General features: G+C 33.8%; 8 protein-coding genes. All 8 read right to left on the minus strand.

What is annotated here, in order from left to right:
* Positions 1-39: 39 nt before the first annotated feature.
* Entirely contained in the window at positions 40-3,120 is a 3,081-nt protein-coding gene (locus tag VB796_RS02655) for a TAT-variant-translocated molybdopterin oxidoreductase (RefSeq protein WP_323344957.1), read from the minus strand.
* A gap of 143 nt (positions 3,121-3,263) precedes the next feature.
* The gene (locus VB796_RS02660; RefSeq protein WP_323344958.1) at positions 3,264-4,472 is read right to left on the minus strand and encodes a cytochrome c3 family protein; all 1,209 of its coding nucleotides are present in this window, start codon (positions 4,470-4,472) and stop codon (positions 3,264-3,266) included.
* A gap of 1,127 nt (positions 4,473-5,599) precedes the next feature.
* Positions 5,600-6,049, minus strand: a complete 450-nt coding sequence (locus tag VB796_RS02665; protein WP_323344959.1) for a hypothetical protein — start codon at positions 6,047-6,049, stop codon at positions 5,600-5,602.
* 38 nt (positions 6,050-6,087) lie between these two features.
* The gene (locus VB796_RS02670; protein ID WP_323344960.1) at positions 6,088-8,598 is read right to left on the minus strand and encodes a S8 family peptidase; all 2,511 of its coding nucleotides are present in this window, start codon (positions 8,596-8,598) and stop codon (positions 6,088-6,090) included.
* Positions 8,599-8,625: 27 nt separating this feature from the next.
* Positions 8,626-9,621, minus strand: a complete 996-nt coding sequence (locus VB796_RS02675) for an ATP-binding protein (RefSeq protein ID WP_323344961.1) — start codon at positions 9,619-9,621, stop codon at positions 8,626-8,628.
* A 677-nt stretch (positions 9,622-10,298) separates the two neighbouring features.
* On the minus strand, positions 10,299-10,490 hold the full coding sequence (locus tag VB796_RS02680) for a hypothetical protein (protein WP_323344962.1): 192 nt from the start codon (positions 10,488-10,490) through the stop codon (positions 10,299-10,301).
* A gap of 11 nt (positions 10,491-10,501) precedes the next feature.
* Positions 10,502-10,678, minus strand: coding sequence for a hypothetical protein (locus tag VB796_RS02685; protein ID WP_323344963.1), 177 nt, complete (start codon positions 10,676-10,678; stop codon positions 10,502-10,504).
* Between the two features lie 111 nt (positions 10,679-10,789).
* Positions 10,790-12,877, minus strand: a complete 2,088-nt coding sequence (locus tag VB796_RS02690) for a hypothetical protein (protein WP_323344964.1) — start codon at positions 12,875-12,877, stop codon at positions 10,790-10,792.
* Positions 12,878-13,123 lie beyond the last annotated feature (246 nt).

Raw genomic sequence — 13,123 nt, forward strand, 5'->3', positions numbered from 1 at the left:
TTTTTAATTAAAAATTTAGAATCAAAAATTATTTACAACCTAAGCGTGTTCTTTGTGTTCAACCGTTGCTTCTTCTTTCTTCACTTTTTCCTCCTTGTTTCGGATTTTAACTAAGTAAGAAATATTTGGCTTCACATTGATTTCTTCAATTACACCGAAGGCACGTCCTTTGTGTTCAGCTTCTAATAATTTCGAGATTTCTGATGTTTCATCATTCATATCTCCAAAAGTAATAGCATTAGTAGGACAAGATTGTGAACACGCAGTTTGAATTTCTCCATCTTTTGGTCTTCTCTTTTCCTTCTTCGCTTCCAATTTTCCAGCTTGGATACGTTGAACACACATTGAACATTTTTCCATTACTCCACGTGAACGAACTGTTACATCTGGATTAATCACCATACGACCTAAATCGTTGTTGAATTGGAAGTCATATTCATCCGTTTGATAATAACGGAACCAGTTGAAACGACGCACTTTATATGGACAGTTATTTGCACAATAACGAGTACCAATACAACGGTTGTAAGTCATTTGGTTCAATCCTTCTGAAGAGTGAGTTGTTGCTAATACTGGACAAACTGTCTCACAAGGTGCATTATTACAGTGTTGACAAAGCATTGGTTGGAATACAACCTCAGGATTTTCAGAAGCATATTCTAATCCTTTTACATCTTCAACATCTGCATCTGAAGAATAGTAACGGTCGATACGCATCCAGTGCATTTCACGACGATTAATAACTTCTTTACGTCCTACTACTGCAATGTTATTTTCGGCATTACAAGACACTACACAGGCAGAACAACCAGTACAAGTGTTCAAGTCAATGACCATTCCCCATGCGTGGTTATTATATTTGTGACCATTCCATAATGAAAGGTCTGTCGCTGTTTTCTTTCCTTCTGCTGTAGAAACGGTTGGTTTAAAACGTCCTGCTTCAACATTTTTCTTATAGGCACTCAATACTGTTTCTTGTACTACAGCTTCACGAGCCATAACAGTATTATGTGTCTGTGTACGAGCAATTTGTGCAGTATTACCAGTTGCTTTTACTTGTACATCTCCTGTATTTGAAAATGCAATATTGCCATTGATGAAGGATGCAAATGGGTAAATATTTGCTCCAACTTCATTCGCAGATTTTCCAGCCTTTGTACGTCCGTATCCAATTGCAATCGCTACTGTATCATTAGCTTGACCTGGTTGAACAATGAATGGTAATTTAACTGATTTACCATTTACAGAAACTTCAACTTCGTGTGTATCTAATTCTATTTCTTGGTCTAAGCCTAATTTCTTCGCAGTTGCTAAAGAAACCATAGCATAGTTGCCCCAACAAGCTTTTGATACTGGTTCTGGACATTCTTGTAACCAAGGGTTGTTAGCTTGTGAGCCTGTACCCATAATTACTTTTTCGTAGATTGCCAATTCCATTTTGTCAGAATTAGCTTTGTAATTCTTCGAAATAGAAACGACAGCATCTGCTAAACCTGTTTGAGGAACATTGAAAGATGCACTTGCCCCAGGTTCATATACACCATCATGCAATGCTTTTGACCAAGCTGATTTTCCTCCTAAAGTAGAAGACCAAGCATTTTCAAGGTATGTAGCATAATCTCCATTCAATCCAGCCCAAGTTAAGAAACTTGATTGTGCTTGACGAGTTTTGAAGATTGTTGATATTGTAGGCTGTGTAAATGAGAAGTAACCTCTTTTCGGTTCAGCATCATTCCAAGATTCTAAATAATGAGAATCAGGAGTATTATACTTACAAAGTGATCCTGTTTCGTCAGCACGATCATTTGTAGAGATTGTTAATCCAATTTTAGGCAATACTTCTGCTAATTCAGCACCACGTGGGTGGTTATAAACAGGATTAGCGTTGTAGAAAACTACTGCACCAATTTGACCTGCTTTTGCTTCATTGATAAATGAAGTCATTTCAGCATCAGAACCTTGTCTATAATTAGAAGGCATTCCTGCATCAATAGTCTTACCATAAGCTCCCAACATTGCATTGATTGCAATAACTACAGTTTGTACTGCAGGGTCATTAGAGCCAGAAACTACAATTGATGCTGCTTTTGTAGCAACTAAATCTGAAACAGCTTTGTCAAAGTGTTCTATTTTGATAGAGGCACCTCCAATTGGAGTAGCTCCTAATTTTGATGCAAGAGCATTGTAAAGACTTGTTACAACTAATCCTTCTTGTGATGGTTTATAAGTTGAACGATAATCGGCATTAGCTCCAGTCATTGACATAATTGACTCAAACTGATAATGACGAGACATTTCTTTATTTCCACCCTCGGCAGAACTTACTCTACGAGTTTTTGCCCATTGTTCAGAAAATTCATCTGCTGAAAGCCAAGTACCTAAAAAGTCTGCACCAATCGAAACGATAGTTTTTGCTTTGCTAAAATTGTAGCTTGGCAAAATACCTCCATTTGCTTGGATTAAACCAGATACAGAATTTGCATCATAGGTTACTAATTTAGCAGTAGAGTATTTTGCAATAAACTCACTAATAACTTTTTTTGTTGTTGGAGAAACGATTGTATTTGATACAATTCTTATTTGACCACCACGAGCAGAAATCTTACCTAACTCTGCAATAATTTCTTTATCGGTTGTTGCCCAGTCAGAAGGTTTACCTGCAATTGTTGCACCTTTTAATTTTTCATTATCATAAAGGCTCAATACTGAAGCATGAACTCTGGCTGATATTCCTTTCGTAATTGAAGACATTGGGTTTACTTCAACTTTGATAGGACGACCTTCACGTGTTTTCACCAATATTGATGCATAATCTCCACCATCGATGAAAGTAGAAGCGTACCAGTTAGCAATTGTTGGTTCAACGTCTTCTGGTTTATTTAAGTATGGAATTGCCTTTTTTACAGGTGCTTCGCAAGCTGCTAAAGCTACTGCGGAAACTCCAAAACCTAAAACCTTCAAGAAATCACGACGAACAGTGTTTGTTCCATCAATTAACGCTTCTCCTTTTTCATTTGCTGTTGGAGCATCGCCAAATTCACGATGTGCATATTTTACAAACTCTGCATTGTTTGTTAACTCCTCAATCCCTCTCCAATACCGTTTTGTATTATTTTCCATATTTGTAATATGTGATTAGCTTTTTTAGCTTCTGGCTTTTGGCTTTCGGCAATTGGCTTTTTTTTAATGTCTTGATTAACGTTTTTGCTTTTGGGTAGGTCATTTACTAATCACCATTCACCAATCACTAATTCACCAATTTATTAATAGTGACATTTAGAACACTCTAAACCTCCGATGTTTTGAACTTTCAATGGCTCTTTGTGGTCTTTACTGTGTAATTCTACCAATTTATCATAGTAAGCATTACCTTTCGTATTCACATCCGTTTTTCTGTGACAATCGATACACCATCCCATTGTTAAAGTAGAGCGTTGCTGAACAACTTCCATTTTAGCAATATCTCCATGACAGTTTGAGCATTCTAATCCGCCAACATTTGTATGCTGAGAGTGGTTAAAATATGCTAAATCAGGAAGGTTGTGAACACGTACCCATTGAATTGGCTCATCTTTCTCAAGAGAGCGATAGATTTTCTGAATTTCAGGAGATTCACGCTTGATTGAGTTGTGGCAGTTCATACAAATATTCGCAGAAGGGATGTTTGCCCCTTTTCCTTTGTAAACGCCTGTGTGGCAATAGTTACAATTGATTTGGTATTGACCAGCGTGAAGTTTGTGTGAGAATTGAATAGGTTGTTCTGGTGCATATCCTTGGTGGATACCTACGCCATAAGCTGCATCAATAGTAGCTTTCCCAATCAATAAAGTAATTAACAACGCCGCACCTGTTTTGAATGCACTATTTGCTGCCAACTTCTTGCCATTTTCAGCAAGTCTTTTTAACAATGGTACATCTTGAACTTCTGGAGAATCAGGAGAAACGTTTGCTAATTTAGATAGACTTGAAACGATTGATAATAAGGCAACTAATACCAAAACCATAATCAATAACAAGGCAACCATGATGTATTGCATCATTCCACCATTTGCAGACCCTTCAGTAGGAGCAGCACCAGCAGCAGGAGTTGCTCCGGCAGCAGCAGCAACTGGGGCAGCAGCTTGAGCGTCAATATAAGCAACAACACTTTTGATTTGACCTTCCGAAAGGTTCGGGAAAGCCGTCATTTGTGTTTTGTTATACTTGTTGAATAAATCAACAGCATATTTGTCGCCCGAAGCAACGACAGCTTGTGGATTGTGAATCCATTTTACAAGCCAGTCAATAGGTCTTCTCTGACCAATGCCTTTTAAACCTGGGCCTATCACAACTTCATCAGTTGCGGCATGGCAAGACGTACAATTGTTTTTGAAAATTTGTTCACCCTCAGCAGGATCTTGAGCCTTCACACTAACGACCGAGGCGAAGAAGCCTAAAACTGCCATTAAAGCAACAATTTTCAAGCGTTTCATGGTTATCATAATCGTTTTATTACAGAACATTTATATAAAATTACGCTAATTAAATTCAATTTTTTATCAAAACTTATTTTCCGTCTAAATGCAACACTTGATTTTTTCCTTTAAAAAACTCAAATTTTACACTTTTTCGGGCTACAAAAGTACAATTGGAATATTTACGAACCAATTAAAATATTGTTCAATTTTAGAAGTTTTATATTCTTTGGGAACTATTTAGATTTTTTCTAATTTAGAATGTTGAAATGTTTTTATTTTAAGTAGAAACTATTGGATAATATTGAGAATAAGTTTGAAGAATGATATTTATTACAAAAATACAAAATGAACTTATGTAATTGTTATTTTACATAAGGTTTAAAGTATTTGTGCTAAAAATTTGTTTAAAAGAAGTTCAATTATGTGAATTTAGATATTAAATGTGTAGATAAGCTTTTCGTATTGTGTAAAAGAGGGTATTTGTATCGACTGATGGAAGGGTATAAAGTGTACTGCAAGACCTTCTAATGTTACAAGGATAAGAAATTTTCTCTGATTCTAATTACATAGATGTGGGGAGAAAGCGTTTATTCGTTAGTATCGAAATATAGTGTCTTCGTTCATTAATAACGAAAATAAACGCTTATGCTTTAAAGATATGAATGTTCGCTGAACTCAGTAGTCAAATCTGGTTATTTGTTGTATAAATGGTCAAATCGAATTCATTTCATTATTAGAATATTAATTAATCAAGATAGATGGTATGATTAATTTTACGTAAGTTTTCGTATCTCAATTCTGATAACTTATCTTTTATTTGTAATCACTTCATTATCTTGGTCGTATCCCCGAAGAAACTTCATACATCTTTTCAGTAATTATACTTATTAAAAGTGTCAAATGAGTTATATTGGGTAGGGTTCATGGTAGAGATAAATGATAAGAATATGGCAAATTTATTGAAATCAGGGCAAAAAAAAACTCCTAAATTTAGGAGTTTTTAAATTTTGTGAGGTCTCGAGCGAACTATATAACGTGTTGTGTATAAGATGATTATGCCTTAGTGAGAGAGGAAGTAACAAAATGGTAACGAAAACGGCTCAAACCGTATAGTAGTTGAGCCGTTTTGCGAATTTAATACTTTAACTTTCTTCATCTTTAAATAGTAATTTGAATCTTTTTAAAGACGAATCATACACTGCTAATTTCTTCTCCACTCTGTTTTTCCAAAAGAGCTTGGCATCGCCTGAAAAAGTTTCTACATCGTTTGGCTCAATATCTTTACTTGAATAAATGTTTAAAATACTCCCGCCTAATTCTTCCCTAATTTCATTTCTGAGAAAATTATGCAAAAGAGTGCCATGACCTTTACGTGGTTCGGCTGCCCAGAAATTTGATACTCTATAATCTCCAATATTAAATTGAGAATAATCAATGTTCTCTTGCGTAAGAGTTGGTCTTTCCACCCATAATGCTACAAGCTCTATGTATGAACCATTACTTTGTTTTACTGATACTATTATATGACTTGGATTTTCTGGGAATGAACTATCTAAAAAAGTATTAACTTCTTCGATTTCTACATTTTTCATATTAATTATTATTTGTAAGAGGAGTGTCGTTAATTTGTTTATATCTCAATTTGGATTTGTACCTCATTTTCTACTTTAATTTTTTCATAGATTGCAATAGAATTTTCTAATGCTTCTATACTAATACTTATTGCAAATGGAACAGTTTGGGATAAATCGACTTCCCATCCTTTGTGACCGATAATTGCAAATGACAGTTCTTCTGGAAGTTGATTTGATTTCAGAATGCACCAATCTTTTTGTAATGTGCTATCTTGTCTTTTGAAATCTTTGATTTTACCATAATCGCTACGTTCTCTAATTGCCCAGTGAATTGTATCTTGATTTTCTTGAACATTAATTAAATCATTCCCTGATTCTAAGTCTTTGATGACTTGTACTTTAAATTGTTCAAAACTTTGCCCATTTTTAGAAGAAACCCAATCAACCCAAGTAGAAAGATATGATTTTGTTTTCATTCGTGTTCTTCTGGGATTAGCCTTATATGATAACGTAAATTCTATAAGAATATCATAGTTATCTCCTGCCTTACGTATGCTTTCAGGAATATTTACACTATATAACTTAGCTTGCTTAGGTGCAATATGGTCAGAAGCAATGAAAGTAATTCTATTGTCCGTATTACCTGTTGCTCTATTAACATCTGGAATGCCATATCCATAAAGTCTAATATTATCAGAAGTTGGGTTTTGAAAATATTTTTTTGGAAGACGTGCTGATTGTGCTATTAATGCTCTATATAACAAAGCATCATCGTTTGGCAATACGCTTTGTAACATTGCAGCAATATGGGTGACTTTGGGCGTGGCAAACGAAGTGCCAATATCTTTTCCAATACTTTTATTTCCTCTGAGTGTTGATTGAACGAGTTCAACAGAAGAATCATCTGTTGATTTAACAAAATGAATATTTGCAATTTTTTGTAAAACAAAATCACCTCCATATTCAACAACATCAGGTTTTATCATTCCCCATAGTCCAGGTCCAGATTTTGTAAAAGCGGATGGGTCATCGTTTTCTCCAAAAGAATGCTCATCTATCGTTTTATATTCTTCTAAACTAACAGAACCTACTGTTAAAGCAAAACTGCTTTGTGATGGATTAGATATTCTACTGGATTTTTCTAACAAAAAATTAGGATATTGTCTTGACGAATCTAAATGATTTTTCACTACTCCTTTACCTAAATTGCCAGTTGCCACAATGAATAAAACATCATTTTCATAAGTTAGTTTATCTATTGAGGCTGCCCACGAGGTCATGTGTTTTAATCTACATGGAGACTTTGAAGCAATAGATAAGTTATAGATTTTAGTAGGCAAAAAATCTGATATTATATCTTCCATGAGTTTAGGGAGATAGGTGTTTCTTCTATCAAGTACATTATTTTTATTCAAAACTCTTGCATTTTGAATCCAACATGGAAGACTATATATTCCCGATGTAGGAATAGACCGAGGATATAATATTGCTCCCGCTACCTTTGTTCCATGACCTCCATTTGAAACATAATCAGCAGTAGAATTATCACTTAGGACATATGATTTTGACGATGAAACATCAATTGCCAAATCCAATAAACGATGACTTTCTTGAATTCCGCTATCTATAACACATACTTTGGGGGCATTTGATAACGGTGCAATGAGTTGTAAGGACGTATCGTCTTGTAAATTATTTTCTATGTCATTTGGTTCAAAAGATTCTATTTGTTCCGATTCCGATAAATAAAATAAATATTGATAGTTAAGTGCTAAATCCTTCATCGCCTTAGCTGATAGTTGAATTTGGCAACAAAAACTGTCATTATTATCTATGAATCCCGAGAGGTTTTCACCTCCATAATCTCTTATAAATTTCTCAAATAAATCTTGCCGCTCTAATTCTATATCGCCTCTTTTTTCATTTGTGGCTTGTGTCTTTTTTCTCCAATTTTCTAACCTAATTTGATATTTTTCTTCTGTCTCCCTTTTTTTCAAAACAGGCATAGGTGATTTTTTTACATAACAAGCAATTGCTACATCTAAAATTAGAATTTCATCATCCGCAATACTACTCCATCTCTGGCTTAATTCTTCGGACAATATATGTTCCAAACGCCATTGAATACCAACTTCAATTTCCCATAATTTTGCAAGTTGGTCTTTAGATTGGCCTCTTTCTTGAATTAAGGCATCAATTTTTTCTTTCAGAGAGACAAAGTTTATTGCCGTAGCACCAACTACAAATCCATTTTCTTCTTCAAGTACAATCTCAATACCCAAACTCTTTAAAGATTCTATATCAAAATTTGGGTCAAGCTCTAAAAGAATAGGAACTACTTCAGATTCTGGTAAATCAGGAAACCCATCTTCTTTTCTTTGTCTTAGATTATCTTTCCAAAATCCTTCAAGATTTCCAAGACGAGTTTGAAGTTTTTGTCCATGCCCAAGCCTATTAACAAGATTACCTAACGTAATGGGTGATTTTTTTGCTCCACCTCCACCATTTTTAGGCTTATGAGTTCCAGTGTAAGTATTACGTAGTTGTAAATGTGGTAGTTCTGCCATAGTTTAAGTTAAATCTGAGGTGTTAAATCAATTATTATATGCTTTGTTTTCGGAGAGAGATTTCTTGAAATGAGTAAGTCCAATTTCAGACTTTCCACTTATTATTGCTAATTTGGCTGCATCATTAGCAACTTTTACGGTTAATGCAGCAGAAAAACCAATCATCTCTTTGGCTATCTCGTTTAGTTTGACATCTTTATTTAAGTGAATTGAGGAAAGAGTATTTTCTAAAATTTGTGCAATTTCTTGTTCTTGTGGACGAGTAATTTCTATCACATCATCAAAACGCCTAAATAATGCTTTATCAATCATGCCTTCTAAATTTGTTGTCGCAATAACTAATCCAGAGGCATCATACTCTTCCATTAGGTTAAGTAAAATATTTACGATACGGTGCATTTCACCAACTTCTTGTGATGACGTTCTTGACTTAGCTATGAAATCGAATTCGTCTAATAGTAATACGCATGGGAAAGCTCTAAGTGACTCAAAAAGAACTTTTAAGTTATTGGCAGATTCTCCTAAATAAGAGGATATAATAGCTTCAAACCTGACCTTTAAGAATGGGAGTCCAATATTCCAAGCGATTCTTTCTGCACTCATACTTTTTCCACATCCAGAAGAACCATATAGAAGTATTTTCTGACGAGGTTTTAATCCAAAATGAGCCAGCCGTTCTCTTGCAACAAACTCTTTTTCGATACGTGTAATTTTTTCCTCTATATCAGGGTTTAATACCATTTCGTGCCTCAACTTATCTCTTTCAATCTCGGTAGCCAGTGGTAGATTATTCCTTTTGTCAGTAGGTATTGAAACTCCTTCGGGTAGTATTCGCTTTAATTCATTTCTGTAATTCTTATAATTATTTAAGTTACTTTCGAGAATAGATTTTAAATGCGTTGCCAGTTTTTCATGCCCTTGTTCATTTTCATTTTCAATAATCGTATAAGCAACCTTAACTATATCGTCAGATTTATTTCCTTCAATAGACCTAAAAAGTCGAGTTAAAAGTTGTTTGTTCATAATTTTTTAAAATCAAAGATTTTATACATTGACTTTACGATAATATACTATATCCATGCCAATATTCACTCTTTTGAGAGATAGGAGTGTATGTTAAAATGCAAAATTAGTTAATATTATTACATTTATAGTCTCTATTATATGGTCAAGTAAATTATATTAGATAAATATAGACAATTTTATCTTTTTAACAAAGACTATTTAATAAGTTAATGAGACGAATATATACTTACATTTAGCAAGGCTATACTTTTATTTTCAGACTATATTCTTCATGTAATACTCAGTAGAATCTTCTGTTAATATTAAGGTGAAAATAAAGAACTTTGGGAGAAGTTGATTGCAAATAAAAGAGTAATTCAGGATTTTAATTTTGATATTTTTATAGTAATTAAATTTGGTAACAAATGCTTGCTAAATTACTTACCTAATACTTTGGTAGAAAGATTGTGAGATGTTTTATAGATGTAATATCGAAATCTCAATGATAAAAACAAAAGAAAGAATATTGTGCCTACAATGCTCTTTCTTTGTGCCTGCAATTTGGGGTGTTGTGCCTGCATGATATATAGATTGTGCAGGCAAATAAGCTAATACATTACTGTTGGATAGTATGCTTTAGTTAAATTGTGACGATTAATACTCTCTCAATGTTCGCAATTGTCTCAACGGTAAAATTATGCGTACCGCTTAACCAACCACTCGGTTATTTCAGAAGGTTTACGACCTACCTTGTCGGCAAATTGTTTTTTGCTTAAACCTTTTGCCTTCATTACATCATCAATAATACAAGCAATTCTCATTTTGCAGTCCGTTCTTGCTTGTTGCTCAGGCGTAATTTCCGCTAATAAATTATCTAAAAGTGCCATTGTTGTATGTTTTAAAAATCTTCGTTACCATCATCCTGATTTAATCGTTCTGTAAACTGCTGAATAGTTGGTAACGCTTGCTGAATCAGCGTAGGAAGCTGAGTATAAGTATATTCGCTAACGCCCATTGGTTTATTGGTGTCGTGTAAAGCGAAATCTACCACCACATCATTTTTAGTTTTGCACAACTGGTGAGCGATTTTTTCAATATGCTACTAATATTTAATGTTTTACTATTTGAGATTTTGCTATCGCCAATTGTTTAGGACGACAAAGGCTTCAAAGGTTACATCAATAAATCAATTCTGTAAAAACTTCAATTGAGCATTTGTTCCGTGAATAATAGTGCCATTATTCTCCAAGTTTTTCAAAAAACCTGTATAACCATTGGGCAAACTTATGGTATGAGTTTTGTTAATCAATACATTTTCGTCAATGGTTGGAATTGTACCACATGACCATGTGGCGGGATTGCTCCAATCTGCCGTTTTGATGCTTTGTTGTTTATCTCCAACTGATATTTTGATAGGGTCGGATTCGGCTGTACAAGTGTTTTGAGTTACTAAAACAGAGTAATTGCCTGATTGTGTAATATTAATGAATTGACCAGTAGATGAAATATTAATCCCATTTCTTTTCCATTGAATTGAAGAATACCCTCCCATTGGAGCCAATATTGTAAAGGCATTTTTGCATAACATTGTAGTATTGTAGGAAAATATTTTAGGTTTGGCTATATAATTTCTTTTTATAAGATTAATTTGGTTTGAAAATCCTTCACAACCTCCTACGGACACTTTAAGTTTATAAGCTCCTTCTGAATAAGTATTCAGTTGTCTTGTTGTTTCATTAGTTAAAATACTGCCATTTTTATACCATTGAAAAGTTGCAGCAGGATAAGGATAGTAACTCTCCATATCAAGGTAATAAAAAGCTTGTGAAGTACATGATATAGTATCATATAAAGATTTAATCCTGTATGATGGGGTCGCTCCAGCTGTTATTGTTACAGCATTAGTAAAATTAACATTATTACCTTCTGTTAGTTTTAAGCGATAACTGCCTGACTCTGTTGGGTTATAGCTTGAATTAATTGCTGATGGTATATCTATTTGATTCTTTTGCCACTGTAGAGTGCCACAGGTAGAATTATTATCCACATATAGTAATGTAGATATTACTCCTGCACAAATATTTGTAGTACCATAAAATTGAATATTTGGAATGGAATTTTGAGGTTTTAAAACTAATAATTTTGAAGTTGTACTACAATTTCCTTGTGTTACTTTTAAAGAATATGTACCTGAGCTTGAAGTAATAAAGTTGTCTTTTACCGCTCCTTCTATATTTTCTCCATCCTTTTTCCATTGAAAATTATAAGTAAGATTTTCTTTCTTATCTTGATTAGTGTTAAAATCGAAGTACATCTTATATGTTTTATTTGGACATATAAAAATGGTATCTTGATAATCATAATAACTAACTGAAACAATTGAAGGTATTACATTGCTAAAAAAGAGTTCTTTTTCGTCACTGTAACTATTATTGGTACAATTTAAGTCTGAAGTCTTAAGAGAATACATCCCAGATTCAGTCACATTCAAATATCCATTTGTTTCATTTGACAAAACAATACCATCCTTTTTCCACGTGTAACTTACATTTTGTGAATGATTTGTGGCTTGTAACTTAATTACACTTCCAGTACATTGATATTTATTGCCACTTTCAGTGCTAATACCTGCAAGTCCAGATGTTGAATATACATAAGTTGTAGATGGAGAGGATGTATATCCACATCCTCGTTTGGAAGCATAAACAGAGTATGAGCCTGCTTGATTAGTAAGATAGGTAGAGTTTGTAGCACCAGTAATGATTGAGCCATTTTTATACCATTCATAAACGACATCATTTTCATCAATTTTATTCAATTTAGCATATAATCTAACGGAACTACCTTGACAGAGTCCAATTGAAGTACTCCCAAGAACATTTTGCACTGAGGACGTAATTGGAGTAAAGAAAATAACTGAACTTGGTAAACTTTTTAATGGTGGATTTATAATATCGACAATTCGTAATTTATAAAGATTTCCTGTTTCGGAACTAAAATTTGGTAATGTAAAAGTAAGAGGACTGTTACTGCCAACCCCTATTACAGTTGGGTTATTACCGAATGTACCATCAAAATCAGAAATTTCTACTGAATAAAAAGTAGACGTAGTAATCGTGGAAGTAAAGCTAATTGTCCCTGTTTGCCCTGGGCAAAAATTAGTGGTTGATAAACTGGTAATGACAATGGCAGGGTCGAGCGTAGTTGCTTCTTTGCCAAATAATTGAGAACAAACTATCAAACAAAACACAAGGGTAGTGTAAATTTTCTGCATGGATGTATTATTAAATTAGTGATTAATAGATAATGGACATAATAAACTTATTAAGTTACTCTTGTTCGTTTCAATTAAGTATTGCATTTAAAACAACTCTAAAGTTCCTTTAAAAGTGTGTTCGGTAGTGTTGCCAACTTTAAATTTTCAATTAAGGTTTTCGATGTAATATTTTATACCCATTAGTGATTTGTGAGATAAAACTATATTCGTGCAATTTCGTAAAACTTGGCTATAAAACAAAAA

The sequence above is a fragment of the Arcicella sp. LKC2W genome, from assembly GCF_034931005.1.
Classification (GTDB): Bacteria; Bacteroidota; Bacteroidia; order Cytophagales; family Spirosomataceae; genus Arcicella.

Bases quoted from the DNA above. Each gene is read 5' to 3' on its own strand.
- VB796_RS02670 (WP_323344960.1), bottom strand. From the start codon at position 8,598: ATGGCAGAACTACCACATTTACAACTACGTAATACTTACACTGGAACT.
- VB796_RS02665 (WP_323344959.1), bottom strand. From the start codon at position 6,049: ATGAAAAATGTAGAAATCGAAGAAGTTAATACTTTTTTAGATAGTTCA.
- VB796_RS02675 (WP_323344961.1), bottom strand. From the start codon at position 9,621: ATGAACAAACAACTTTTAACTCGACTTTTTAGGTCTATTGAAGGAAAT.
- VB796_RS02680 (WP_323344962.1), bottom strand. From the start codon at position 10,490: ATGGCACTTTTAGATAATTTATTAGCGGAAATTACGCCTGAGCAACAA.
- VB796_RS02660 (WP_323344958.1), bottom strand. From the start codon at position 4,472: ATGAAACGCTTGAAAATTGTTGCTTTAATGGCAGTTTTAGGCTTCTTC.
- VB796_RS02690 (WP_323344964.1), bottom strand. From the start codon at position 12,877: ATGCAGAAAATTTACACTACCCTTGTGTTTTGTTTGATAGTTTGTTCT.
- VB796_RS02655 (WP_323344957.1), bottom strand. From the start codon at position 3,120: ATGGAAAATAATACAAAACGGTATTGGAGAGGGATTGAGGAGTTAACA.